Origin of the sequence: Paraburkholderia phenoliruptrix (assembly GCF_902859825.1) — a bacterium.
GTDB classification, from domain to species: domain Bacteria; phylum Pseudomonadota; class Gammaproteobacteria; order Burkholderiales; family Burkholderiaceae; genus Paraburkholderia; species Paraburkholderia phenoliruptrix.
Map to the genome: position 1 here is coordinate 1 of NZ_CADIKB010000003.1, position 24,089 is coordinate 24,089.

At 65.7% G+C, this 24,089-nt stretch carries 23 protein-coding genes; 13 read left to right on the top strand and 10 right to left on the bottom strand.

Annotation, left to right across the window (positions count from 1 at the left end):
• Positions 1-212: 212 nt before the first annotated feature.
• From HV711_RS04635 to HV711_RS04650, 4 genes are all read right to left on the bottom strand, one after another.
• Positions 213-800: a nucleotidyltransferase family protein gene (locus HV711_RS04635; protein ID WP_013591675.1), complete on the bottom strand. Its 588-nt coding sequence runs from the start codon at positions 798-800 to the stop codon at positions 213-215.
• A gap of 84 nt (positions 801-884) precedes the next feature.
• Entirely contained in the window at positions 885-3,107 is a 2,223-nt protein-coding gene (locus HV711_RS04640) for a xanthine dehydrogenase family protein molybdopterin-binding subunit (RefSeq protein ID WP_035477901.1), read from the bottom strand.
• The gene (locus HV711_RS04645; RefSeq protein ID WP_035477905.1) at positions 3,104-4,105 is read right to left on the bottom strand and encodes an FAD binding domain-containing protein; all 1,002 of its coding nucleotides are present in this window, start codon (positions 4,103-4,105) and stop codon (positions 3,104-3,106) included. The genes HV711_RS04640 and HV711_RS04645 overlap by 4 nt, the downstream gene beginning before the upstream one ends.
• A gap of 14 nt (positions 4,106-4,119) precedes the next feature.
• Positions 4,120-4,857, bottom strand: a complete 738-nt coding sequence (locus tag HV711_RS04650; RefSeq protein WP_035477907.1) for a 2Fe-2S iron-sulfur cluster-binding protein — start codon at positions 4,855-4,857, stop codon at positions 4,120-4,122.
• Positions 4,858-5,013: 156 nt separating this feature from the next.
• Between HV711_RS04650 and HV711_RS04655 the strand changes: the two genes are divergently transcribed.
• The 3 genes from HV711_RS04655 to HV711_RS04665 all read left to right on the top strand — a co-directional run bounded on the left by HV711_RS04655 (position 5,014) and on the right by HV711_RS04665 (position 8,327).
• Positions 5,014-7,116, top strand: coding sequence for a D-(-)-3-hydroxybutyrate oligomer hydrolase (locus HV711_RS04655; RefSeq protein WP_035477910.1), 2,103 nt, complete (start codon positions 5,014-5,016; stop codon positions 7,114-7,116).
• Between the two features lie 131 nt (positions 7,117-7,247).
• On the top strand, positions 7,248-7,493 hold the full coding sequence (locus HV711_RS04660; protein WP_035478250.1) for a hypothetical protein: 246 nt from the start codon (positions 7,248-7,250) through the stop codon (positions 7,491-7,493).
• A gap of 24 nt (positions 7,494-7,517) precedes the next feature.
• Positions 7,518-8,327, top strand: a complete 810-nt coding sequence (locus HV711_RS04665; protein ID WP_013591681.1) for an exodeoxyribonuclease III — start codon at positions 7,518-7,520, stop codon at positions 8,325-8,327.
• 4 nt (positions 8,328-8,331) lie between these two features.
• On the opposite strand, the gene motB is transcribed toward HV711_RS04665, so the two are convergent.
• On the bottom strand, positions 8,332-9,318 hold the full coding sequence (motB, locus tag HV711_RS04670) for a flagellar motor protein MotB (protein ID WP_035477912.1): 987 nt from the start codon (positions 9,316-9,318) through the stop codon (positions 8,332-8,334).
• Positions 9,318-10,202, bottom strand: a complete 885-nt coding sequence (gene motA / locus HV711_RS04675) for a flagellar motor stator protein MotA (RefSeq protein WP_013591683.1) — start codon at positions 10,200-10,202, stop codon at positions 9,318-9,320. Before motA ends, motB begins: the two co-directional genes overlap by 1 nt.
• A 297-nt stretch (positions 10,203-10,499) precedes the next feature.
• On the opposite strand from motA, the gene HV711_RS04680 reads away from it, so the two are divergent.
• Positions 10,500-11,912: a DUF2252 domain-containing protein gene (locus HV711_RS04680; protein ID WP_035477914.1), complete on the top strand. Its 1,413-nt coding sequence runs from the start codon at positions 10,500-10,502 to the stop codon at positions 11,910-11,912.
• Between the two features lie 21 nt (positions 11,913-11,933).
• On the opposite strand, the gene HV711_RS04685 is transcribed toward HV711_RS04680, so the two are convergent.
• On the bottom strand, positions 11,934-12,788 hold the full coding sequence (locus HV711_RS04685) for a polysaccharide deacetylase family protein (RefSeq protein WP_035477916.1): 855 nt from the start codon (positions 12,786-12,788) through the stop codon (positions 11,934-11,936).
• Positions 12,789-12,991: 203 nt separating this feature from the next.
• Here HV711_RS04685 and HV711_RS04690 point away from each other — a divergent pair, with 203 nt between their 5' ends.
• The 6 genes from HV711_RS04690 (at position 12,992) to HV711_RS04715 (ending at position 18,096) form a co-directional block, all read left to right on the top strand.
• Positions 12,992-13,756: an SDR family oxidoreductase gene (locus HV711_RS04690; protein WP_035477919.1), complete on the top strand. Its 765-nt coding sequence runs from the start codon at positions 12,992-12,994 to the stop codon at positions 13,754-13,756.
• 92 nt (positions 13,757-13,848) lie between these two features.
• Entirely contained in the window at positions 13,849-14,154 is a 306-nt protein-coding gene (locus HV711_RS04695; RefSeq protein WP_035477922.1) for an oxidoreductase-like domain-containing protein, read from the top strand.
• Positions 14,155-14,203: 49 nt separating this feature from the next.
• Positions 14,204-15,091 (top strand): NAD-dependent protein deacetylase, encoded by an 888-nt coding sequence (locus HV711_RS04700; protein WP_035477925.1) that lies wholly within the window; start codon positions 14,204-14,206, stop codon positions 15,089-15,091.
• 62 nt (positions 15,092-15,153) lie between these two features.
• Positions 15,154-15,789, top strand: a complete 636-nt coding sequence (locus HV711_RS04705; protein WP_035477927.1) for a DUF938 domain-containing protein — start codon at positions 15,154-15,156, stop codon at positions 15,787-15,789.
• 294 nt (positions 15,790-16,083) lie between these two features.
• Complete coding sequence (gene gnd / locus HV711_RS04710) at positions 16,084-17,493, top strand: NADP-dependent phosphogluconate dehydrogenase (protein WP_035477929.1); 1,410 nt, start codon at positions 16,084-16,086, stop codon at positions 17,491-17,493.
• 276 nt (positions 17,494-17,769) lie between these two features.
• Entirely contained in the window at positions 17,770-18,096 is a 327-nt protein-coding gene (locus HV711_RS04715; RefSeq protein WP_013591691.1) for a DUF4148 domain-containing protein, read from the top strand.
• Positions 18,097-18,257: 161 nt separating this feature from the next.
• Here the strand turns inward: HV711_RS04715 and HV711_RS04720 are convergent, their stop codons facing one another.
• Both HV711_RS04720 and HV711_RS04725 read right to left on the bottom strand, forming a co-directional pair.
• A complete protein-coding gene (locus tag HV711_RS04720) occupies positions 18,258-19,097 on the bottom strand; it encodes a DUF2968 domain-containing protein (protein WP_035477932.1) in 840 nt (279 codons plus the stop codon).
• Between the two features lie 186 nt (positions 19,098-19,283).
• Positions 19,284-19,601 carry a hypothetical protein gene (locus tag HV711_RS04725; protein WP_014972990.1) on the bottom strand — a complete coding sequence of 106 codons (318 nt, stop codon included), beginning with the start codon at positions 19,599-19,601 and terminating at the stop codon, positions 19,284-19,286.
• A 277-nt stretch (positions 19,602-19,878) separates the two neighbouring features.
• On the opposite strand from HV711_RS04725, the gene HV711_RS04730 reads away from it, so the two are divergent.
• From HV711_RS04730 to ltaE, 3 genes are all read left to right on the top strand, one after another.
• A complete protein-coding gene (locus HV711_RS04730) occupies positions 19,879-20,190 on the top strand; it encodes a cupin domain-containing protein (protein WP_013591694.1) in 312 nt (103 codons plus the stop codon).
• A gap of 114 nt (positions 20,191-20,304) precedes the next feature.
• Complete coding sequence (locus tag HV711_RS04735; RefSeq protein WP_051223926.1) at positions 20,305-21,129, top strand: peptidoglycan DD-metalloendopeptidase family protein; 825 nt, start codon at positions 20,305-20,307, stop codon at positions 21,127-21,129.
• 229 nt (positions 21,130-21,358) lie between these two features.
• Positions 21,359-22,366: a low-specificity L-threonine aldolase gene (gene ltaE, locus HV711_RS04740; protein WP_035477936.1), complete on the top strand. Its 1,008-nt coding sequence runs from the start codon at positions 21,359-21,361 to the stop codon at positions 22,364-22,366.
• A 174-nt stretch (positions 22,367-22,540) separates the two neighbouring features.
• On the opposite strand, the gene HV711_RS04745 is transcribed toward ltaE, so the two are convergent.
• Positions 22,541-23,908: an MFS transporter gene (locus HV711_RS04745; RefSeq protein ID WP_082201387.1), complete on the bottom strand. Its 1,368-nt coding sequence runs from the start codon at positions 23,906-23,908 to the stop codon at positions 22,541-22,543.
• Positions 23,909-24,089: the final 181 nt, after the last annotated feature.

The window sequence follows — 24,089 nt, forward strand, 5'->3', positions numbered from 1 at the left end:
GTCCAGAAACTGGCTCCATGTTCGAGGGAAATCTTCACCGGCAGTCGGGGTATGCTTGAGTTCGCTCACTACCCGATCATGGCGCAAGTGGAGCTAAATGGATAGCCCATACGGATATACAGTATGCACCTAGGCACGGGTTTGAATCAAGCCCGGCGTTTGTGGTGCACAAGCCTGAAACCTCCGCTCTCGACGGCCCACCGCCAACACCTTTAAAACCCGCGCAAATCCTCCGGCGTATCCACGTCCCGCAAGATTCCGGCGTCGTCGACGTCGAGCCGCATGACACGCTCCGATTTCAACAACGCGCGCGCGCCGCTGTCGCCGTCGAGCGAAAGCAGCGCCTCGCGATGCGCCGCGCCGAAGCCGACCGGATGCCCGCGCTGTCCCGCATAAAACGGCGCCACGAGCGAAGCGCCGCCGTCGAGCGCACGTGCCACGGCCTCGATCGTCGACGACTGGATACGCGGCATGTCCGCGAGCGCGACGATCCAGCCCTCGGCGTCCTCGCTGGCCTGAATGCCTGCCGCGAGGCTCGCGCCCATGCCGCGTTCGGCGGCGGGCGCGAACGCCACGTCGCAGCCGGCATCGTTTAGAAGACGTGCAAGCGCCTCGGCGCCCGGCCGCACCACGGCGAGCACCGTCGGCACGGCAAGCAGCAGCCGGTGCGCGGCTTCCTGAGCGACCGGTGTGCCGTCCGGCAGGCGGGCGAGCAGCTTATTCTGCACGCCGTGCGGATCGAAGCGCGAGCCGACGCCGGCGGCGAGCAAGATGCCAGTGGCAAGCGACGCGTAAGCCATGGAGAGCACCGGTGGAAGAAAGTGCCTCCGATTGTGCGGCGCAACGCACCGCGAGGCAAGCGTCCACCTGCGGGCGCGCGTGCCTCAGACGCGGGTCGGCTGCATCACCTTGTCGAGCGTGATAGGAAGATCGCGCACGCGCACACCGCTCGCGTGATACACCGCGTTGGCGAGCGCCGCGCACACGCCGGTAATGCCGATTTCGCCGATGCCGCGCACCCCGAGCGAATTGATATGCGGATCGGGCCGGTCGAGAAACGTTATGTCGATCGAGCCGATGTCCGCGTTCACCGGCACGTGGTACTCGGCGAGATTCGCATTCGTGAAGCGTCCATAGCGCGTATCGAGCCAGGATTCCTCCTGCAACGCCGCGCCCACGCCCCACACAATGCCGCCGAGCATCTGGCTGCGCGCGGTCTTTTCATTCAGCACGCGCCCCACGTCATATACAGCGACCACCCGCGGCACGCGAATCGTGCCCAGGTCGGCATCGACGTGCACTTCGACGAACACCGCGCCGAACGAGTGAAACGAGTACTTCTCTTTCTCGTCGCCGGGTTTGACGGTGGAGGTCGCCTCGATCGGCTTGCCGCCCGCGCGCGCAATGACGGCCGCGGCCGGATCGCGCCGCGCCGGTTGCGAGCGGCTCGTCACCCAGCCGTTTTCCACGGTGATGTCGTCGAGCGCAAGGCCGTGCAAGGGCGACGCGGCGTCCGCCAGCGCCAGCGCGATCAGCTGCGCGCGCGCGGCGTTCGCCGCTTCGCGCACGGCCGGCGTCACGCTCGCCGCCGACTGCGAACCGCCCGACACCGGCGCCTTCGGCAGCGACGAGTCGCCGAGCGCCACGCGGATGTTTTCGGGCGCGAATCCCAGTGCATCGGCGGCGACCTGGGTCATCACGGTGTAAGTGCCGGTGCCGATATCCTGCGTGCCCGAGGCCACCATCGCAGTGCCGTCCGGCAGAATCCGCGCGATCGCGCCGGCTTCGCTGCGATTGGCCGGATACGTCGCGCTCGCCATGCCCATGCCGATCAGCGTGTTGCCGTCCCGCATCGAACGGGGCGCCGGATGACGCCGCGACCAGCCGAATTTTTCGGCGCCGATCTGATAGCACTCGCGCAACGACTTGCCCGACCACGGCTTGTTCTCCTGCGGATCGACCTCGGCGTAGTTCTTCAGGCGCAACGCCAGAGGGTCCATGTCGAGCGCGACGGCGAGTTCGTCCATCGCCGATTCGAGCGCGAACGAGCCGGTCGTCTCGCCCGGCGCGCGCATGAAAGTCGGCGTGCCGACGTTGAGCGGCACGAGCCGGTGCGTGGTGACCTGATTGGGCACTGCGTACAACATGCGCGTGACCATGCAGCAGGTCTCGGTCCAGTCTTCGATCATCGACGTGTTCGAGAGGCTGTCGTGGCGCATGGCGCTCAGCGTGCCGTCGCGTTGCGCGGCGAGCACGAGACGCTGCTCCGTGTGCGGCCGCGCGCCGACCGGACCGAACATCTGCGGACGCTCGAGCACGAGCCGCACCGGACGCCCGGTCTGTTTCGCGGCCATCGCGCACAACGCGACATGCGACCATGACGAGCCCTTGCAACCGAAGCCGCCCCCGACGAACGGCGAAATCACGCGTACGTCCGCCGCGGAAATGCCGAATGTCTTTGCGACCGCCTGCGCTTCGCCGCTCACGCCTTGCGTGGAATCGTAGAGCGTGAGCTGCGGGCCGTCCCAGCGCGCCATCGTCGCGTGCGGCTCCATCGGATTGTGATGCTCGATGGGCGTGGTGTACGTCGCGTCGATATGCACGGCGGCGCGCTTCATGCCGTCCTCGATACGGCCGCGCTGCGTATCCGTTTGACGCCCTTGCGGTTTGTCGGGCGCGTGCGCGTTGGCCTTGGCGCGCGCGAAGTCGAGCGTGGCGGCGCTGGCCTGATACGTGATGCGCAACTGCCGCGCGGCGTCGGTCGCATGTTCGAGTGTATCGGCGACGACGACGGCAACCGGCTCGTTGTTGTAATGCACTTCGTTGTCCTGCAGAAGCGACAGTCGACGCCCCGCGGGCGGCGCCAATTGCGCCTTGCCGCCGTTCGGCAGACGCGGAGCATTCTCGTGCGTCATCACGAGCAGCACACCGGGCAAGGCCTCTGCGCGGCTCGCATCAATCGACGCAATCGTGCCGCGGGCAATGGTGCTGGTGACGAGCACGGCGTGTGCAAGACGCGCCTCCGGAAATTCCGCTGCATAGCGTGCTTCGCCCGTCACTTTCAGCAGACCGTCGGTACGGTCGAACGGCTGGCCGATCAGATTCATGCGACACCTCCCGCGTGGCCGGCGGCTTCATTCACCGCGCGCACGATCGCGCGTTGCGCGAGCTGGACCTTAAAGCCGTTGTGCGAGAGCGGTCTCGCGTCGTGCAAGGCGGCAGCTGCCGCGCGGTTCAGCGTGGCTTGCGTGAGCGGCTGACCGTTCAGCATCTGTTCCGCGGCACTTGCTCGCCACGGCTTGTGCGCGACGCCGCCCAATGCAATGCGCGCAGCCTGCACGCGTTCGCCGTCCATCTGCAACGCAGCGGCGACCGACACCAAGGCGAATGCGTAACTGGCGCGGTCACGCACCTTCAGATAATGCGAATGCGCGCTGAAAAGCGGCGGCGGAAGGTCGACCGCGGTAATCAGTTCGCCGGAACGCAGCGTGGTATCGACGTCGGGCCGGTCGCCCGGCAGCCGATGAAATTCGGCGAACGGAATGGTTCGCTCGCCGGCCGGCCCCGTGACGCGCACCACGGCGTCGAGCGCTGCGAGCGCGACGCTCATGTCGGAGGGATTGACCGCGACGCACTGCGGGCTCGCACCCAGAATAGCGTGCATGCGGTTGTGGCCTTCGAGCGCCGCACAGCCGCTGCCGGGCACGCGCTTGTTGCACTGTGAAAACGCGGTGTCGTAGAAATAACCGCAGCGGGTTCGCTGCAGCAGATTCCCGCCGACGGTCGCCATATTGCGCAACTGCGCTGAGGCGCCCGCAAGGAGGGCCTGCGACAGCAGCGGATACTGTTCGCGTATCAACGCATGATTCGCGGCGTCGCTATTGCGTACCAGTGCGCCGATGCGAAGCCCTTCGCCAGGCAACGTCGTGACGGTGTCCAGTCCGCCGATATGCGTGATGTCGATGAGCCGCACTGGCCGCTCGACACCGCCCTTCATCAGATCGAGCAGATTCGTGCCGCCGCCGATGAACACGGCACCCGGCTGCTGCACTGCGCGCACTGCGCCGGCGACATCGGCGGCGCGTTCGTATGAGATCGCATCCATGGTCGTGCTTGCCTTTACGCGGGATCGTGGCGCTCGACGCCGATTGCCGTCGCGCTCACGTTCTGATCGCCGCCCTCATGCGCGGCGCGTATCGCGGCCACAATGTTCGCGTAGGCGCCGCAGCGGCAAATATTGCCGCTCATGCGCTCGCGAATCTCGTCGTCGGAAAGTTTGATAGGACCTCTACGGACATCCGCAGTCGCGACACTTGCCGCGCCGCTGCGAAACTCCTGCAGCAGCGCGGTCGCGGAGCATAGCTGTCCCGGCGTGCAGTAGCCGCACTGAAACGCATCGTGTTCGATGAACGCACGTTGCAGCGGACTCAATGCGCCGTGGGTGGCCAGGCCCTCGACGGTGGTGATGGTTTCGCCTTCGTGCATGACGGCGAGCGTCAGGCACGAGTTGATGCGGCGTCCGTTCGCGATCACGGTGCACGCGCCGCATTGTCCGCGGTCGCAGCCCTTCTTCGTGCCCATCAGGCCCGCGTATTCGCGCAACGCATCGAGCAGGGTCACGCGCGGTTCGAGTTGCAGCGCATAGGTGCGGCCGTTGACGTTCAATGCCACGGGCCGGGGCGGTGCCGGCTCGGGCGTGCGTGCCGCGGGCGCGGCAGGCGTTCCGGTTTGCGCGCGAAGGTGCGGTGCCGCACCGACGGTAGCCGCCGCTGCGGCCGATTGTAGAAAACGGCGCCGTGAAGGTTGACGCAAGGCGGCTTCGTTGCCCGAATGTTCACATTCGTTATCTCTTGCCATGACGTTCTATTGACTCCGCTGAAAGGTCAATGCAGGCTGACGATGCGTCGGTATCCGAAGCGTCGCGCGAGAACAATTGAGCGTAGCAAATCCGGCGCGGTTGCGTGTACAACGGTAACGCAAAAACGGTATTGCGAATAATGGAGACAAGCACAGATGACATCCGCCATTCGAAGCAGGTCGGCGCTTTCCATTGCAATCGTCGTCGCGCTCGCCTTGAGCGCATGCCACGGGGGACATGACGACGGCCCGCCACCACCGCAGGCAAACGCGCTGCCGAACTTCATCGTCGGCAGCACGGTCAAGACCCAGTCTTACGACGGCAATTCCGACGACCTGCTCACTGCGGGACTCGGTAAAACCGGGCTTGCCTCGGCCACTGCGCCGGCCATCGCCAATGCCGCGCAGCCCACGGCAGCCGAGCTGCGGCGGCTCGCCATCTGGTCGAACTACCGCGCGCTCGTCGACATGACGAGCAATGGCGGATATGGGCGCTTCTGGGGCCCCAACGTCGATCTGAACGGCAACGACACGTTGGGCGAAGGCAAGATTGCGGGCAAGGAGTACCTCGCTTTCGCCGACGACGGCAGCGGTAAGAAGAACGTCAGCGTGCTCGTGCAGATTCCGGCCAGCTTCAATGCGGATCAACCGTGCATTGTCACGGCAACGTCATCCGGTTCGCGCGGCGTGTACGGCGCGATTTCCGCGGCGGGCGAGTGGGGCCTCAAGCGCGGCTGCGCGGTGGCATATACCGACAAGGGCTCGGGCAACGGCGCGCATGAACTGTCGACGAATCGCGTCACGCTGATCGACGGCACGTTGCAAGACGCGAATGCGGCGGGCAAGGCGAGCATTTTCACGGCGAATCTGGGCAACACCGACCTCGCCACTTACAACAGCCAGTTTCCGAACCGCTACGCGTTCAAGCATGCGCACTCGCAGCAGAACCCTGAGCAGGACTGGGGCAAGAACACGTTGCAGGCCATTCAGTTCGCGTATTGGGCGCTCAACGATTCCTACGGCGCGTTGAACGGCTCGACCCGCACCGTGCGTTACCAGCCGGGCAGCATTCTGACGATTGCGGCATCGGTGAGCAATGGCGGCGGCGCGTCGCTCGCGGCGGCGGAACAGGACACGTCCGGGCTCATTACCGCCGTCGTGGTGGGCGAGCCGCAAATCAACGTGCGTGTGCCTTCGCAGGTATCGGTGACGCAGGGTGGCGTGCCCGTCGGCGCATTCGGCAAGCCGCTTGCGGATTACATGACGCTCGCGAACCTGCTCGAGCCTTGCGCGGCGCTCGCGCCTGCCGCTGCCGGCGCGCCGTATCTGACGGCTCTGCCGCTCGCGACCACCACCGCCATTCGCACCGCGCGATGCGCGACGCTCGCGGCCAACGGCGTGATCTCCGGAGGCGACACCGCGACGCAGGCGACCAATGCGCTCGCGTTGTTGCATCAAAACGGCTATCAGACCGATTCAGACCTGCTGCATGCGCCGATGTGGGATTCGCAAGCCGTGCCGGCAGTCGCGGTGACTTACGCGAACGCCTATGCAAGAGCGAGCGTGGCCGACAACCTGTGCAACTTCAGCTTCGGCACCACGAGTTCGACGGGCGCGGCCGGCGTGACGCCCGCCGTGTCGCCGATGCTCACGGTGTTCGGCACCGGCAACGGCGTACCGCCCACTAACGGCATCAACCTCGTCTATAACGCGGGCACGGCGGGCGCATTCGACCATCGACTCGCCACGGTCGACGCAAGTTATGCTGGCGCTGCCTGCGTGCGGACGCTGTGGACCAACGGCGCGTTGAACAACAGCGTGGAAGCGATCAAGGTTAATGCGAATCTGCACGGCAAGCCGGCCATTATCGTGCAGGGGCGGGCCGATGCATTGGTGCCGATCAACCACGCTTCACGGCCCTACGTGGCGACGAATCAGCTCGTGGAAGGCGCGGCGAGCAAGCTGTCGTTCTATGAAATCACGAACGGCCAGCACTTCGACGCATTCCTCGGCGTGGCAGGGTTCGATACGCGCTTTGTGCCGCTGCATTACTACAACATTCAGGCCCTCAACCTGATGTGGAACCACCTGAAGAACGGCGCGCCGCTGCCGCCGTCGCAAGTCGTTCATACCGTGCCGCGCGGCGGTACACCGGGCGCTGCACCTGCATTGACGACTGCCAACTTGCCGGCGATTGCGACGAGTCCCGGCGGCAATGCGATCACGGTGGCCAACGGCGCGGTGAACGTACCCAATTGATGCGGGCTGGCTGCCGATAGCGGGTCACGCGCGCGCGTAGTGCGTGACGCGCGTGGCCATTCATCGAACGCAAGGCGGCGGGAATGAACGATGCTACCGCTCATCGGCATCAAGCGTTCAGAGGTCAACCGATGCAGTTCGATTACAGGCATTTCCACATCGATTGCCGGGCACGCCATGCAGACGAAGGCGTCTACTACGCGCGTGCCCGGATCACGCGTATACCGCGGAAAAACGAGCATTTCCAGTCGCATGATTCCGGCGACATCGACGCCTTCTCGAACGAAGCCGATGCGATTTCATGCGCGCGCCTGTGGGCGATCGAGTGGTGCGATGAAGCGGCCTCTCAGATGTCGAACGAGGCGTCGTCGAGATAACTTGCGTTGCAGGAAGGAGGAGCCGTGGCGACGCTGCGCATTGCGACATTCAACATCAACGGAATCCGGTCGCGTCAGGCCGCGCTGCTGCAATGGCTTGAACGCGAGGCGCCGGACATTGTCTGCCTGCAGGAATTGAAGGCTGCAGACAGCGCATTTCCCGCCGACGCCTTGCGCGACGCGGGCTATCACGCCATCTGGCAGGGCCAGAGCGCATGGAACGGCGTGGCGATTCTGTCGAAGGGCGAGCCGCCGCTGGAAAGCCGCCGCGGCTTGCCGGGTTTCGAGGACGACACGCATAGCCGCTATCTGGAAGCCGCCGTGGGCGGTCTGCTGGTCTGCTGTCTGTATCTGCCGAACGGCAATCCGCAGCCCGGTCCCAAGTTCGAGTACAAGCTGAAATGGTTCGATCACCTGATCGATCACGCGGCGAAGCTGCTCAGGAGCGGCCATCCGGTCGTGCTCGCCGGCGACTTCAACGTCGTGCCCACCGATGAAGACATCTACAACCCGCGCTCCTGGCTGAAAGACGCGCTGTTGCAGCCGGAGAGCCGCGAGCGTTATCGGCGCCTCGTCGCGCAAGGCTGGACAGACGCGCTGCGCACGCACTTCGGCGACGAGCGCGTCTATACCTTCTGGGACTATTTTCGCCGTCATTGGGACACCAACTCCGGCTTGCGCATCGATCACATTCTGCTGAGCCCGGACCTCGCGCCGCGTTTGCGCGACGCGGGCGTGGACCGCTGGGTGCGCGGCGAGCCGCACGCGAGCGACCACGCGCCGACCTGGGTCGAACTGGACATGGGCGCGAAGCGCCGCAAGGCGCGCGGCTGAATCGCTAGCGGACTACCGTCGCGCCGGGAGCCGGATGCATGCGCGCCGCGACCGCGGGAATCGCCGCACCGGCTGGCGAGTTTTCGTCGATGGAGGTGCGGCCGCCGTCGTGGAAGAACGCCTGCTCGGCGGCCTTGTTCATCACGAGAATGCTGATGCGTCGATTGGTCGGTTCGTCGACGACATTGCTGTTGAGCGGCAGCACGTCCGCGAGACCGCGCACCTGCAAGAGCTTTTCGCCATGCATGCCGCCGGAGACCAGCGCGCGGCGCGCAGCGTTCGCGCGTTCCGACGACAACTCCCAGTTCGAATAGCCGACGGGTCCGCCGGTATATGGCACAGCGTCGGTGTGGCCTGCAATCGAAATACGGTTGTCGACGTCGTTGAGCGCCGCGCCGATCTGCGTGAGAATCGCGACCGCATAAGTCTGCAGCCGTGGACTGCCGGAGGCGAACATCGGTCGGTTCTGCGAATCGACGATCTCGATGCGCAAGCCTTCATTCGTGATCGAAATGCGAATCTGATCCTTGAACGCCTTCAACGCGGGGCTTTGCTCGATCAGCGAAATGAGCTTCTCCTTCAGCTGCTGCAAGCGGGCCGCGTCAGCCGGCGCAACCGTCGGCACCACATTGACGGGCGTAGCCGGCTCGATCTGCGTCTTTTTGCCGTCGCCCGGACGGGTGTCGGAAATGTCGCGCCCGCCGCCTTGCACCACGCTCGGCCGTGCGGCGGCTGCGCCTTCGTTGCCGCCCAGCAGGCTCGATAAAGGCGTGTTGAAGTAGTCCTCAATGCCTTGCTTGTCGAACTTCGACGTGGAGCCGAGCAGCCACATCAGCAGGAAAAACGCCATCATTGCGGTGACGAAGTCGGCGTACGCGATTTTCCATGCGCCGCCGTGATGGGCACCGTGATCGTCGGCTTTTTTCGAGCGGCGCACGATGATCGGCGGCGGCACCTCCTGCTCCTCGCCGCGTGAGCGTCTTTGCGTCATTACGCTGCTCCGCTTGCGGCAGGCTTCGGCGTCTTGGTCGCGCGCACCGCGTCATCGAGTTCCTGGAAGCTCGGGCGGTCGGCGGTGAACAGCACCTTGCGGCCGAACTCCACGGCAATAGGCGGCGCGTAACCGGAGAGCGACGCGAGCAGCACCGCCTTCACACACTGGAACGGCTTTGCTTCAGCGCGTCCCTTTGCATTCAGCAGATCGGCGAGCGGACCGATGAAGCCATACGCGAGAAGAATGCCGAGGAACGTGCCGACGAGTGCACCCGCGATCATCTCGCCGAGCACTGCGGGCGGCGCGCCGACGGAGCCCATCGTGTGGACCACGCCCATCACGGCAGCGACGATGCCGAATGCGGGCAGCCCGTCTGCCATCTTCTGGATCGCGTTGGCCGCCACCGACGCTTCCGCGTGATGCGTGGCCAGCTCTTCGTCCATTAGGTCCTGCACTTCGAGCACGTTGACGTTGCCGCCTGACATCATGCGCAAATAGTCGACGATGAAATCAAGCAGATGGTGATCGGCGAGAACGTGTGGATACTTCTGGAAAATCACGCTTTCCTCAGGGGCGAACACGTCGGCTTCGAGCGACATCATGCCTTCCTTGCGGGCTTTCTGAAGCAGCTCGTACAGCAGGGCGATCAGTTCCAGATACTTTTCCTTCGTGTAGCCGCCGTTTTTGAAGCACGACGGAATCGCCCTGAGCGTCTTCTTCAACGTCGAAATCGGATTGCTGACGACGAACGCGCCGATCGCTGCACCGAAAATGCATAGTAGTTCGAACGGTTGTACGAGCGCTGGCAAATGGCCGCCCACGCCGACAAAGCTCCCTATGACAGAGCCGATTACCAACACCCAGCCGATTGCGACAAACATGTTCTCTCCGTATCTTGCGCGCCGCACGTCACGTAGCAGAAGAAGCCGTTTTGAAGGGCTTGTGCGTGCGTCGCTGAATTTCCGCATGTACTGGTAAACGGCGCGAAAGGCGATTGCTGAAGTGCTGGAAAACGCCAAATCGGAAATTCGGAGGTGGACGCGGGGGCATGCACGCCGCATCGGTAAAAGCGCCCGCACCTTTTTACCGACTGCTCTGCTAGCATGCAATGCGACTAGCGAGCGGCGTGCGGTTGCTCGAAACGGATCGTGGCCGTCACAAGAACAACGGAGATCAGCATGAAAGCCAGCACCATTGCCGAGCGCGAGGCCCGTGGCCGGGCCGCGCGCGAAAAATCGAAGCGCTCGAGCCATCGAACAGTGGGCGAGCTGCATCGCGATCCGATCGAACTGCTGAAAGCGAGCAGCGAAGGCCGCGTGAAGAACCTCGTGCCGCTGCGCTATGGGCGCATGGCGGTGTCGCCGTTCACGTTCTTTCGCGGTACGGCGATTCTGCAGGCGCACGATCTGAGCAAGGTTTACGACACGGGCTTGACCCTGCCCATCTGCGGAGACGGGCATCTGATGAACTTCGGCGGCTTCGCCACGCCGGAGCGGCAACTCGTATTCGACCTGAACGATTTCGACGAAGTGTCGATCGGGCCCTTCGAATGGGACGTGAAACGGCTTGCCGCGAGTCTCGTAATCGCCGCGCGTCATATGCGGCTGAGCCGCGGCGCGGCCGAAGATCTGGTGATGACCGCCGTCGGCGAATATCGCAATCGCATGGCGCAATACGCGCAATATGGCGCGCTCGAGTTGTGGTACGAGCGCATTACCTTCGACCGCATGGCCGATACGGCGCTCACGCCTGAACGGCGGCGCGCCGTGCGTCGCGGCATGGAAAAAGCGGCGGGGCGCACGCACGAAAGCCTGTTCGAGAAGATGGCGGAGCACGACGGCAATCGCTGGGTGATTCGCGACGCGCCGCCCGTGCTTTTTCACGTGCTCGGCGCGAATACGCTCTTCGCCGCCGACGAAATCGACGAGCTTAAAGGCGCGCACGGGCACAAGGTGCTGGACGGCGTGTGGAGCGATTACATGAAGAGCCTGTCGCACGACCGCCGCGAACTGCTCGCGCATTTCAGCTTGCAGGACGTCGTGTTCAAGGTCGTCGGCGTGGGCAGCGTCGGCACGCGCTGCACGGCCATGCTGCTCGTCGACCCCGTGGGCAAGCCGCTTTTCGTGCAGATGAAGGAGGCGAGGCCGTCGGTCATCGCGCGCTATTTCAGGTCGCCGTCGGTCAAGCATCAGGGCGAGCGCGTGGTGCAGGGGCAGCGCATGTTGCAGGCCGCGAGCGATATCTTTCTCGGCTGGGCGACGAGTCCGCTCGGGCGGCACTATTATTTCCGTCAGCTGCGCGACATGAAGCTGTCGGCCAGCATCGAGCTATTCGACACGGATCTGCTGACCGGCTACGCGCAACTGTGCGGCTGGGCGATGGCGCGAGCGCATGCCAAGGCAAGCGGCCAGGCGGTCGAAGTGAGCGCGTATATCGGACGCGGCGATCAGTTCGCCGAAGCGCTCGCTACCTATGCGGCGCATTACGCGGATCAGGTGGAGCGCGACTACGACGTGTTCGTCAAGGCATGCCGCAGCGGCGCGCTAGAGGCGCGGTCGGACGAAGATATGGCCGGGGACTTCCGTATGTGACGGCGTGCGAGGCGCGCGGCATCAACCGTCGACGCGCGCGTCGCGCAGCGTCACGAAACGCAGCTTGCGTTCGCGAGCCGCCTCGACGAGACGCGGCAGCACGGCAAGAATCAGCGGCTTGCCCTCGACGGTCAGCGCGGCGTTGCCGTCGTGCAGCAGCAGAATGTCGCGTGCCGCGAGACCGTCCAGCAGCCTTCGCGCGACGACCTGTGGATCGCGCTCGCGCGTGTCGTAGCCGCGCCGCGTCCATGCCGCGAGCCGCAGATCGAGCTTGCGCAGCACGGGCTCGAGGAAGATGTTGCGCAGGCCGGCCGGCGCGCGAAAAAACATCGGCGCCTCGCCGCTGAGTTCTTCGAGCGTGCGTTGCGCGGCATCGATCTCGCGCCGCAGCGCACCCGGAAAGGTGACAGAAAACGTATGGACGTGAACCTGCGAATGGTTTTCCAGCGCATGACCGCGCGCGACGATCTGGCGTGCGAGTTCAGGATAGCGCCGCGCTTTTTCGCCTATGCAGAAGAACGTTGCGCGCACGCCGAGGGCGTCGAGCAGGTCGAGCACCTGTGGGGTGACGACGGGATCGGGACCGTCGTCAATGGTGAGCGCGATGGCGTCCGCGTTGCGCGCGCCCGCGGGCAGGCGCGTCCAGTTGGGCCCGAGCAGCGACGTGCGGGGCAGCAGCCCGGCCACCGTAAAAACAGCATGATTCGCGAAGATCGCCGCGAGCCACCACGGCCAGGCGCGCGGCGCGAGGAGCCACGCGCCCAGCACGAGAACGTGCCAGGCGGCGGTGGCGGTGAGCATCGCGGGGTAGCCGGTTTGCGGCCAGCGGCGCAGCGTCGGTGCGTGAGCGTCGTGGGGCGTGGAGAGTGGGTTCATAAAACATGCATCCGATAATTGCGCGGATCGACCTGGCGCCGCGAAGGCGCCGCGCAACGTCGAACGATACCATTGATGCGCGGGCCGCCGCGCCTTCGGTCAGGAAGAGCAATGGAAGTGCGCGCCGGCATGGGTGACCCACGCTGTGCTGCGCTACGGTGCAAACAGTCATTCGAGCGAGTCGGCTAAACAGGAGAGAGGCAGTGACGGTAACGGGAATCGTAAAAGTGGCATTGGTGACGGGCGCGGGCAGCGGCATCGGTCGTGCCTGCGCGCTGCGGCTCGCGCAGCATGGCTATCGCGTGGTGCTTGCGGGCCGCCGCGAGGCGGCGCTCGCTGCAGTGGCGGACGAGGCGCGCGCGCTCGGCGGCGAGGCGCTGGCGGCGCCCTGCGATGTGACGGACGCAGCGAGCGTCGCTGCCCTGTTCGAGACGATCCGCGCGCGCTACGGGCGGCTCGACGTGCTGTTCAACAACGCGGGACGCAACGGCTCGCCGGTGGATATCGACGAACTGGATATCGACGAATGGCGCTCGGTGGTCGACACGAATCTGACCGGCGTGTTTCTCTGCACGCGTGCCGCGTTTGGACTGATGAAAACGCAGAGTCCGCGCGGCGGGCGCATCATCAATAACGGATCGATTTCGGCGCATGCGCCGCGGCCTAACAGCATTGCCTACACGGCGACCAAGCATGCCATCACCGGCCTCACGAAAGCGGTGTCGCTCGACGGGCGCCGATACGACATCGTGTGCGGCCAGATCGACATCGGCAACGCCGCCACGGAGATGGCCGAGCGCATGGCGCGCGGCGTGCCGCAGGCGAACGGCGAGATCGCGGTCGAACCGTTGATGGACGTCCAGCATGTCGCCGACGCCGTGCTGCATATGGCGCAACTGCCGCTGTCGGCGAATGTCCAGTTCATGACCATCATGGCGAGCAAGATGCCGTTCGTGGGGCGCGGGTGACGGCCAGCATGCAGCAAGCGGGGCGCGGGCGATCCACCTATACTGGGCGCTTCCCGGCCCGCGCCTTGCTGGCTCTTTTGCATATTCAAACGATGTCACCTGCCGTGCCGCAATCCGCATCCGCCGACGACCCGAAGCCGCAGCCGCCCGTGCAGCCCGATCTCGACGATTGCTGCCATAGCGGCTGCAGTCCGTGCGTGTTCGATGTGTATGACGCGGCGCTCGAGCGCTATGAAATCGCGTTGGCGGAATGGCAGAAGCGGCAGGAAAAGCGGCAGGTAACATCGCAAGAAGCGCCGCAAATGGGCCACCCGCGGCCCGCGGTGCAAGCACCACGCGCGCGAGCCGCGAAGGAAACGCTCGCATCGCACAAAAGCCGCGCCGCCAAACCTCGCTGACAGGCCACCGCGTCCCACGTCTCACGCCGCAAGCCAACGCTCATCCGTCATGACCGACCTTCATTCCGCGCCTCTCAACCCCGCCGAGCCCATCGAGCCTTTCGGCGGATCGCACACGCTCGACGACCTTCACGACTTCGTGCAGCGCTATCCGCGGCTTTTCGTGCTGACCGGCGCGGGCATCAGCACCGACTCGGGCATTCCCGGCTATCGCGACGACAACGGCGCATGGAAGCGCTCGCCGCCCATCACGCTGCAGGAGTTTCTCGGCACCGAAGCGATGCGCCGCCGCTACTGGGCGCGCAGCATGGTCGGCTGGCCCGTCGTGGCGCAGGCGCAGCCGAACGCCGCACACGCCGCGCTGGCGCGCCTTCAGGCCGCCGGGCATGTGCCGACGCTCGTCACGCAGAACGTCGACGGCTTGCATCAGCGCGCGGGCAGCCGCGATGTGATCGAGCTGCACGGCGGTATCGACGGCGTCGTCTGTCTGGATTGCGGAACGCAGCATTCGCGTGCGGCGATCCAGCGGGCGCTCGAAGCGGACAATCCCGCGCTGTTGAACGTCACCGCCGAAACTGCCGCTGACGGCGACGCGCACCTCGAATGGCACGCGCTCGAAACGTTTCGCGTGCCGACGTGCGCGAACTGCGGCGGTTTGCTGAAACCCGCGGTGGTGTTCTTCGGCGAAAACGTGCCGCGCGAGCGGGTGGAAGCCGCTTCGCATGCGCTCGACGCCGCCGACGCCGTGCTCGTGGTCGGTTCGTCGCTGATGGTCTACTCCGGTTATCGCTTTTGCGTGTGGGCACAAAAACAGCGCAAGCCGATCGCCGCGATCAATCTCGGACGCACGCGTGCCGATCCGCTGTTGTCGCTGAAATGCGCGGCGCCGTGTGCCGATATGCTGACCGCTCTCGCCGGCCGTCTCGCGTTAGATTGAGCGGCGAGCGCCTCGCGAATTCCCGAAATCCAGCCCAACAAGTCAGCCGCCACACTGTTCCCATGACCGAACCTTTTTCGCCGATGCAGCAACGCTCGCCCTCCGCCGAACGCAACCGCGAACCGATACTCGCCGTGTTGCGCGCAGTGCTGCCCGCTACCGGCCGCGTGCTCGAGATCGCGAGCGGCACGGGGCAGCACGCCGTCTGCTTTGCCGGCGCGTTGCCCGGCCTCGACTGGCAGCCGAGCGATGCCGGCGAAGCGGCGCGCGAGTCGATTGCCGCATGGATCGCGCACTCTGCGCCGCCGAACGTGCGCGCGCCGCTTGCGCTCGACGTGCATGAGGCGGACTGGGGCGTCGGCACGGTCGATGCCGTGGTCTGCATCAACATGATCCACATAGCGCCGTGGAGCGCCGCCGAGTCGCTTGTCGCGGGCGCGAGCCGCCATCTGCGTGACGGCGGCGTGCTGTATCTGTATGGGCCGTTCAGGCGCGGCGGTGCGCACACGGCGCCGAGCAACGCAGCGTTCGACGATCAACTGCGCAGCCGCGATCCGTCGTGGGGCGTGCGCGACATGGAGGAGGTCGTGGCGCTCGCGGCGTCGGCGGGATTCGTGTGCGACGAGCCGGTCGCGATGCCGGCCAATAATTTCAGCCTGGTATTCAGGAAGCGCACGCAAGTCGGCCGGGCACGGTGACTGCGCGAAGCGACGCAGTAGAGACGCAGGATCGGCGCAAAACCCGAGGCAAAGCCCGACGCAATGGCGACTCAAGCGACTGAAAAGCGAAAAGGCGACGCAAAGGCAAAGCAAAGGCGACCGAAAAGCGACGCAAAGGCACAGAAAAAGCACAGCGAAAGTTCAGCAAAAGCGGCCTTGTGTGCCCGCTAACAAGCGGCGAACCGGCATTTCTTTTATGCTTTCACCCTCGACGTCCGGCCGACGTTCATTCCGGCGCGGCGTCACGACACTTTTGGACACTGGAGAATTCACATGGGCAAACAGGCAATCGGCGTGGTGGGGCTGGCGGTCATGGGCCGCAATCTGGCGCTCAACATCGAGAGCCGCGGCCACGCGGTGTCGGTCTACAACCGTAGCCGCGAAAAGACCGACGAACTCATCGCCGAATATCCGGACAGAAAGCTGGTGCCGGCGTTCACGCTGGAAGAGTTCGTGGAGTCGCTCGAAAAGCCGCGCCGCATTCTGCTCATGGTGAAGGCCGGCGCGCCGACCGACGCCACCATCGCCGCGCTCAAGCCGCTGCTGGACAAGGGCGACATTCTCATCGACGGCGGCAACACGCATTTCACCGACACCATCCGCCGCAATCAGGAACTGGCGAAGGCCGGGCTGCATTTCATCGGCACGGGTGTGTCGGGCGGCGAGGAAGGCGCGCTGAAAGGCCCGTCCATCATGCCGGGCGGCCAGCGCGACGCTTACGATCTCGTCGCGCCGATCCTCACCGAAATCGCCGCGAAGGCGCCGGACGGCGAGCCTTGCGTCGCCTACATGGGCCCGGACGGCGCCGGCCACTTTGTGAAGATGGTGCACAACGGCATCGAATACGGCGACATGCAGTTGATCGCGGAAAGCTATGCGGTGCTCAAGCAGGTGGTGGGCCTCTCGAACGAAGAGTTGGGCAAGGTCTACACGGAGTGGAATCAGGGCGAGCTCGACAGCTATCTGATCGAAATCACCTCGAAAATTTTCAGCAAGAAAGACGAAGAAACCGGCAAGGACCTCGTCGACGTGATTCTGGATCGTGCGGCGCAAAAGGGCACCGGCAAGTGGACGAGCCAGAACGCGCTCGATCTCGGCGCGCCGCTGCCGCTCATCACGGAGGCGGTGTTCGCGCGCGTGCTGTCGTCGCTGAAAGACCAGCGCGTGGCCGCGAGCAAGGTGCTCGACGGCCCGAAGGCCAAGCCGCTCGGCGCCGAGCGCGACGCCTTCATCGAGTCGGTGCGCCGGGCTCTGTACTTCAGCAAGGTCATTTCGTACGCGCAAGGTTTTGCGCAGTTGCGCGCGGCGTCGGAAGAATACAAATGGGATCTGGACTTCGGCACGATTGCGAAGATTTTCCGCGCTGGCTGCATCATCCGCGCCCGCTTCCTGCAAAAGATCACGGACGCCTACACGAAAGACAAGGCGATCGCCAATCTGCTGCTCGACCCGTATTTCCGCGACATCGCCAGCAACTACCAGGCGGCGCTGCGCGAGGTGGTGGTCGCGGCGATCAACGCGGGCGTGCCGGTGCCGGCTTTCGCGTCGGCAGTGGCGTATTTCGACGCGTATCGCTCGGAGCGCTTGCCCGCGAACCTCGTGCAGGCGCAGCGTGACTTCTTCGGCGCGCATACGTTCGAGCGTATCGACAAGGCCGGCAGCTTCCACGCGGACTGGAGCTGAAGCCGTCGGCTTGCGTCAACCGCGCTGCAGCGCGCGCCGGCACCAAGGACGCGGGCCGCAGTGCGGGGATTGAGACGCGCCCGCGGCTATTGTTGCGCGCGCTGTTCCGGGAGTAGGTCAGGGCCGGCATGAGCCACCGACTATTGCAATTTGCGGAATAGAGTTTCGTCGTTTTAGGGGTTTCCCCTAGATGTTCTCGCTCCTAAACTTCTGTTCAAGCGCTAGGGACAACCCAGCCCCGAAGCGAATCACAACAAGTTCTGGAGGTTATACATCATGAAGACGCTCATCTCTGCCGCTGTTATCGCCGCCGCTCTGGTCGCTCCCGTTGCTTCGTTTGCTCAGTCGAGCCAGCCGGTTACGCGCGCTCAAGTTCGCGCCGAACTGGTCCAGCTGGAAAAGGCAGGCTACAACCCTGCCAGCGACCGCATCGACTACCCGGCCAACCTGCAAGCCGCTCAAGCGCGTGTCAACGCTGAAACCGGCACGGCTCAAGCTTCGGCACAAGTCGCCGACAGCGGCTACGGTGCGCCGATTGCCGGCAGCTCGCAAGCAGGCCGCGCAGTCACGACCGACCGCAGCTCGGTGTATTTCGGCAACTAACTCCGGTCGCCGAGTCCGGTAGCCGGTTAGCCGAAGCAAGCCCCGGCGCCGCTGCGCTGAACCGCGCGGGCGCTGAAGTCAAAAACGCCGCCAAGGTTTTTCGCCTGGCGGCGTTTTGCCATTTACCGCATGCGCCGGTTGCGAGCCCGCAAGCCCGTCCATCAACGCGCCGGCAAGTGCGGAATGGCTTCGTTGCTGGTCATATTGAGCTGCTGCATCTGCCGATGCGCCTTGTTCAGATGCGCCTGCGCGGCCATGCGCTGCGCCTCCAGCTGCGACACCTCTTTGCGCACCTGATGCTGCCGGTTCGACGCCGCCTGCTCCTGCGCACTGCGTCGCTGCAAATCGCTGCGCAGCCGCTCCGCCTCGGCTTCGGAGCGCGCGATCATGCGCGCCAACTGCTCGTTCTGCGCCTCCAGTTGGGCCCGGCGGGTTTCGCAGTCCGAGAGCCGCGTCGCCTGATCCTCGAAATGGCGGAAGGCGGCTTCGGCGGCTTCGAGATCGGCGGCTTTCAGCGCGCGCCATAGCGCGCCTTCCTGATATAGCGCGACGTAGTACACCAGTTCCTTCGCGTGAAACAGCAGGCTCACCGAGTAGGCAAAGCTGCGGAACACGCGAAACGGCGTGAGCGCTTCTTCTTCGGCGAGCCATTCGACTTCGGCGGTGTTGGCGATCTGCACGCCGCGCGCGCTGACCTGCGACGGCACTGCCTGCACCGGCCGCAAGGTCAGCACCGGGCGCGGCGCGCCGCGGGCCACCGCGGCCTGTGCCGTTGCGGACATGGAGCCGGACGCCGAGCCCGACACCGCTCCGGACATCGCGTCCGGCTCGCGCTCCGCTCCGGGATTCGGCTCCGCATCAGATCCCGCTGTCGACGCGAGGTCCGGCGGCGCGTCGTCCGCATCGGCAGGCGAGGGGGGCATGGCGGCGCGGTTCTGCGGGATTCTCACGACATGCGACGGGCCGGTCAGCACGCTGCGGCGGTTCAGGAGACTTTTCACGGCGGTTCCTCCAGTTGACTCGCCCAAAAATGACCAGACGACACCGGCAATCAAGCGTTCCGGCTAACTGGCGGATGGGGCGGTGAGCGAAAAGCGAAGGCTCGGTGGCGTGTGCCGATCGGCAAGCTCGGCGGCGCCGGCCACGCCATGCTGCGCGTCGGGCGGAGCGAGTCCGCGCGCGCAGCCTCAATGCAGTGTGCGCTGCCGGCCGATGTCGTCGAAGAGCGCGCGGCTCGGTTCCAGCGCGAGCAGCCACGATTCGTCGTAGCCGCTCAGGTTGTCGAGCGCTTCGCGCAGCCGTTCGATCGCGAGCGCGGGAATCTCGACGCGGGCTTCGACGCCGCTCGCGAGTCCGGCAATGCTCGCGAGTTGCACGAGCGCGTCGGCGGCTTCGGCGACGTCGGCGGCAAAGATGAGGTGATTGTTCAGCAACTCGACCAGTCCCGGCGACGCGGCGACCTCGTCGACATTGAGCTGCACGGCCAGAAAGGTGGCATTGTTCATCCTCAACTCCTTGCGGGATCCGGTGGTTTGGGTCCGCGCCGCCCGGGCGCAGCAAGGTTGAGTATAGGTGAGGGTCGCGAGGTTTCAATGGTCACACCATTGCGCCGCCCCGCCGCGCGTGCGCGAGGCGTGCCGGCGACGCGACTTATAATGAGCCTTCGACACCGCGGCGCGCGCGGCCTCCTGCGGCCGCGGTATCACGTTCACGCTCACGCGAGCGGCCGGCGCGGCAGGGCGCCGCCTTCGCGCAGTCTTTACACCGAGTGCCTTTGGGACCATGAAGATCATTCGCAGCAAGAGCTTCACTGCGACGCGCGCCTGGGGCGCGCTCGACATCGCCAATATGGGCGGCATCACGACGCGCCTGCACTGGACCGATCAGCCGTACAAGTGGCATGTCAACGACGGCGAGGAAGTCTTTGCCGTGCTCGACGGCCGCGTGGAGATGCGCTATCGCGAAGACGGCGTCGAACAGGCGGCGATTCTCGAAACCGGCGATGTCTTCTATGCGTCGGTCGGCACGGAGCATGTCGCGCATCCGCTCGGCGCCGCGCGCATTCTCGTGGTCGAGGCGGAGGGCAGCGTCTGAGTCTTGCAGATGCCGGCATGCCGGCGCGCCCGCTGCGGCACGGCGAATGCTAAGGGCATCGATTGAAGTCGATCGAATCACAAGATTGAATCAAAGAATGTCGAGGAAAATCACATGACGAGACCATGGCAATGGACGGGGACTGGAGCGGCTGCGACCCGTGTGCTCGCGGGGGGCGCGCTCTGCGCGCTGCTCAACGGCTGCACCAGTATGCCGTGGGACAGCACACCGTTTTACGGCAACACGCAGTCGCGGCCGACCACGCTCGGCACCGTGCCGGTTCCGGCGGGCTTCTATCGTGTGAATCCCGGCGATACGCTCGCCGGGATCGCCTCGGCATACGGCCACAGGACGCAGGATGTGGCGACATGGAACGGTCTGCCCGTGAATGCGGCCGTCGCGCCCGGACAGGTGCTGCGCGTCGCCCCGCCGATGGCCTCCGGCAGCGTGCTCGCGCCGCCCGTCGGTGTCGCACCCAATCCGGCCACGGCACCCGGCGGCGCGATCGCGCCGGGTGGCCAGGTCAACCCGCAGGCCAACCCGCAGCTCAACCCGCAGGCCAGCCAGGGCGCCCAGCAGGGCGTGCTGCAATGGCCGTTGCGCGGGCCGATCCTCAAGACATTTGCGCCAGGCAGGTCGAACGGCATCGTCATCGGCGGACGTCCCGGCGATCCGGTCAAGGCGGCCGCCACCGGTCGCGTGGTGTATGCCGGCTCGGGCATCGAGGCCTACGGCCCGCTCATCATCATCAAGCACGACGATTCGCTCATTACCGCTTACGGGCAGAACAGCACGCTGCTCGTGAAGGAAGGCGATGCGGTCGCGCAAGGGCAGACCATCGGCGAAGTGGGCGTGGATAGCCACGGCGTCGGCGCAATCCAGTTCGAGGTTCGCCAGAACGGCCAGCCCGTCGATCCCCTCGCCTGGCTGCCGAAGTAGCGCGCCGAGCCGGACCTGCCGGCTCATCCGGCACGCGCGCGGTTCTGCGAGGGCCGCGCAAATTGAATACACTGTGTGGCTCACGAGCCGGCGCCGCGCCTGGCAGCAAACTGAGCGGCAACCAAGCGGCAATTAAGCGGCAACATCCGCAGCGAGCCAAGCACCATGCGAAGCGGCGGGCCGGCCGACCGTCATGGCCTCTCACTCGAAAGACGCACTGGGACACACAATGATCGATTTGCGCAGCGATACCGTAACCCGCCCGACCCCTGCGATGCTCGCGGCCATGTCGGCCGCCGAAACAGGCGACGACGTCTGGGGCGACGACCCGACCGTGCTGCGTCTGCAAGCCACCCTCGCCGAACGCACCGGCAAGGAAGCCGGCCTCTTCTTTCCGAGCGGCACGCAGAGCAACCTCGCCGCGCTGATGGCGCATTGCGCGCGCGGCGACGAGTACATCGTCGGGCAGCTGGCGCACACCTACAAGTACGAAGGCGGCGGCGCGGCGGTGCTCGGCAGCATCCAGCCGCAGCCGCTGGAAAATGCCGCCGACGGCTCCATCCCGCTCGACAAGATCGCGGCCTCGATCAAGCCGATCGACAACCACTTCGCGCGCACCCGGCTGCTGGCGCTGGAAAACACCATCGGCGGGAAGGTGCTGCCCGAGGGCTATGTCGCCGAAGCCGTGCAGCTCGCGCGCGAGCGCGGCTTGTCGGCTCACCTGGACGGCGCGCGCGTCTTCAACGCGGCCGTCGCATCGGGCAAGCCGGTGGCGGCGCTGTGCGCGCCGTTCGATTCGGTGTCGATCTGCTTTTCCAAAGGGCTCGGCGCGCCGGTCGGCTCAGTGCTGGTCGGCAGCCGTGCGCTGATCGACGTGGCGCACCGCTGGCGCAAGGTGCTCGGCGGCGGCATGCGGCAAGCGGGCGTGCTCGCCGCGGCCTGTCTGTACGCGCTGGATCACAACGTCGAGCGTCTCGCCGACGACCATGCGAACGCCGCGCATCTGGCCGCAGGGCTGGAAAGCATCGATCAGGTGAAGGTGCAGTCCGTGGCGACGAACATGGTGTTCGCGCAGTTTCCGCAGCAGCATTGCGCGCCGCTCGAAGCGTGGCTGAAGGAGCGCGGCATTCTCACGCAAATGCTGTACGCGTCGCGCTTTGTCACGCATAAGGACGTGTCGCGTGAGGGCATCGACACGTTTATTGCGGCCGTGAAGGCGTATTTCGCCGCGCGTTGATGAGGGGCGGCGCGAACTATTCAGCGGGACCTGGAGCCATTCAGCGCGACTTATTGCGCGAGAGGTTTCCGTCACGTTGAGCGCCACAGCGGACCGGCATGCCGCGAGAAGTTGCCAGACCGGTACCGACCCACGAAAAAAGCGGGCGCGCTGTGCGAACAGCGCGCCCGCTGTCTATTTCGCCGCAGCTTTCGCCGGCGCGCCCGCGCGATGCGACGGCGCGAGAAGCCGCAGCCCGCTTGCGAGGCTCGCCGCTCCCGCGAAGAACGCACCGGCGCCGAGTGCGAGCGTCGGCCCATGCCGGCCCGCAATGCCGAAGCTCAACGCGACGAGCGCCGCGCCGGTGGTCTGCCCGAGCAGCCGCGCAGTCGCCACAATGCCGCTGGCGCCACCGCTGCGCTCGGGCGGCGCGCTGGCCATCAGCGCTTTCAGATTGGGCGACTGGAAAAAGCCGAAACCCGCGCCGCAAATGGCCATGCGGATACCGATGTCGAACACATGTGGATGCACCGGCAAAAGCGCGAGCGACGCCATGCCCGCCGACATCACCGCGAGCCCGACTGCGCCCAGCAGCCCCGGCGGATAGCGGTCCGATAGACTCCCCGCGAGCGGCGCCGCCAACGCGACGACGACGGGCCACGGCGTCATCAGAAAGCCGGTTTCGACCTGGCTGCGATGCAGGACGTCCTCGAAATAGAACGGCAGCGACACGAACGCGAGCCCCTGCGCGGCAAACGAGCAGACGGCCGTCACCGCGGAAAGCGCGAACACCGGCCGCCTGAACAGATCGACGGGAAGCATGGGCGCGGGGTGGCCGGCTTCCCGGCGAATCAGCAGCGCGCCGAAGACGAGCGTCACTGCCGCGGCGCCCCAGACCAGCTGCGTCGGTGCACGCTGCGCGCCTTCGCCGAGCGCAAAGATCAGCGCGGCGAAGGTCACCACGTTAAGCAGCGCGGCAATTGGATCGAAGTGGTGCGTACCGCGCTCGGTGTGCGGCAAGGCAGGCCACGCGAAGGTCAGCGCCAATAGGCCGAGCGGCACATTGACCGCGAACAGCCACGGCCACGAGGCAACCGACAGAATCAGCGAGGCCACCGTCGGTCCCACCGCAAACGACACGCCCACAATCAGCGCGTTCGTGCCGAGGCCGCGCCCGAGCCGGTGCGGCGGATAGAGAAAGCGGATCAGCGCGGTGTTCACGCTCATGATCGCGCTCGCACCCAAGCCTTGCAGCACGCGGGCGCCGGCGAGCATCGGCAGCGTCGGGGCCATCGAGCAGGCGAGCGATGCCAGCGTAAACAGCGCAATCCCGCCGATATAAATCCGCCGGTGTCCGACGATGTCGCCGAGCGCGGCAAGCGGCAGCAGCGTGGCGACCATCGCGAGCTGGTAGGCGTTGATGATCCACACCGAGGCCGCGGGCGCCGCGTGCAAATCCGCGGCAATGGCGGGCAGCGCGGTGTTGGCGATCGCGGTGTCGAGCGTGGCGAGCGCGACGGCGAGCATGATCGCCGCCATCGCGCGGCGGTTGGCGGCGGACATGGGGGCATCCGCGGGGAAGGGCGGCGCGCACGCGTCGCTGAGTCGATCGGACAAGGCGTGGCTCGTCGGGTCAATGCATGCCGAGGCGCCGCATCGACAGAAAGGCGGTGCGTGGGCGGCAAGCGGGTATGAACGGGAGGAAGCGCGGAGCCGGTTGGGCACACGTCCGGGTCGCCGCGCG

What these genes read in the sequence shown, in the direction of transcription:
- HV711_RS04655 (WP_035477910.1), top strand. Translation starts at nt 5,014, where the DNA reads ATGACATCCGCCATTCGAAGCAGGTCGGCGCTTTCCATTGCAATCGTC.
- HV711_RS04645 (WP_035477905.1), bottom strand. Translation starts at nt 4,105, where the DNA reads ATGGATGCGATCTCATACGAACGCGCCGCCGATGTCGCCGGCGCAGTG.
- HV711_RS04745 (WP_082201387.1), bottom strand. Translation starts at nt 23,908, where the DNA reads ATGTCCGCCGCCAACCGCCGCGCGATGGCGGCGATCATGCTCGCCGTC.
- HV711_RS04650 (WP_035477907.1), bottom strand. Translation starts at nt 4,857, where the DNA reads ATGGCAAGAGATAACGAATGTGAACATTCGGGCAACGAAGCCGCCTTG.
- HV711_RS04660 (WP_035478250.1), top strand. Translation starts at nt 7,248, where the DNA reads ATGCAGTTCGATTACAGGCATTTCCACATCGATTGCCGGGCACGCCAT.
- motA (WP_013591683.1), bottom strand. Translation starts at nt 10,202, where the DNA reads ATGTTTGTCGCAATCGGCTGGGTGTTGGTAATCGGCTCTGTCATAGGG.
- motB (WP_035477912.1), bottom strand. Translation starts at nt 9,318, where the DNA reads ATGACGCAAAGACGCTCACGCGGCGAGGAGCAGGAGGTGCCGCCGCCG.
- HV711_RS04735 (WP_051223926.1), top strand. Translation starts at nt 20,305, where the DNA reads ATGACGAGACCATGGCAATGGACGGGGACTGGAGCGGCTGCGACCCGT.
- HV711_RS04700 (WP_035477925.1), top strand. Translation starts at nt 14,204, where the DNA reads ATGACCGACCTTCATTCCGCGCCTCTCAACCCCGCCGAGCCCATCGAG.
- HV711_RS04680 (WP_035477914.1), top strand. Translation starts at nt 10,500, where the DNA reads ATGAAAGCCAGCACCATTGCCGAGCGCGAGGCCCGTGGCCGGGCCGCG.
- HV711_RS04640 (WP_035477901.1), bottom strand. Translation starts at nt 3,107, where the DNA reads ATGAATCTGATCGGCCAGCCGTTCGACCGTACCGACGGTCTGCTGAAA.
- HV711_RS04730 (WP_013591694.1), top strand. Translation starts at nt 19,879, where the DNA reads ATGAAGATCATTCGCAGCAAGAGCTTCACTGCGACGCGCGCCTGGGGC.
- HV711_RS04685 (WP_035477916.1), bottom strand. Translation starts at nt 12,788, where the DNA reads ATGAACCCACTCTCCACGCCCCACGACGCTCACGCACCGACGCTGCGC.
- ltaE (WP_035477936.1), top strand. Translation starts at nt 21,359, where the DNA reads ATGATCGATTTGCGCAGCGATACCGTAACCCGCCCGACCCCTGCGATG.
- HV711_RS04725 (WP_014972990.1), bottom strand. Translation starts at nt 19,601, where the DNA reads ATGAACAATGCCACCTTTCTGGCCGTGCAGCTCAATGTCGACGAGGTC.
- gnd (WP_035477929.1), top strand. Translation starts at nt 16,084, where the DNA reads ATGGGCAAACAGGCAATCGGCGTGGTGGGGCTGGCGGTCATGGGCCGC.
- HV711_RS04705 (WP_035477927.1), top strand. Translation starts at nt 15,154, where the DNA reads ATGACCGAACCTTTTTCGCCGATGCAGCAACGCTCGCCCTCCGCCGAA.
- HV711_RS04695 (WP_035477922.1), top strand. Translation starts at nt 13,849, where the DNA reads ATGTCACCTGCCGTGCCGCAATCCGCATCCGCCGACGACCCGAAGCCG.
- HV711_RS04635 (WP_013591675.1), bottom strand. Translation starts at nt 800, where the DNA reads ATGGCTTACGCGTCGCTTGCCACTGGCATCTTGCTCGCCGCCGGCGTC.
- HV711_RS04715 (WP_013591691.1), top strand. Translation starts at nt 17,770, where the DNA reads ATGAAGACGCTCATCTCTGCCGCTGTTATCGCCGCCGCTCTGGTCGCT.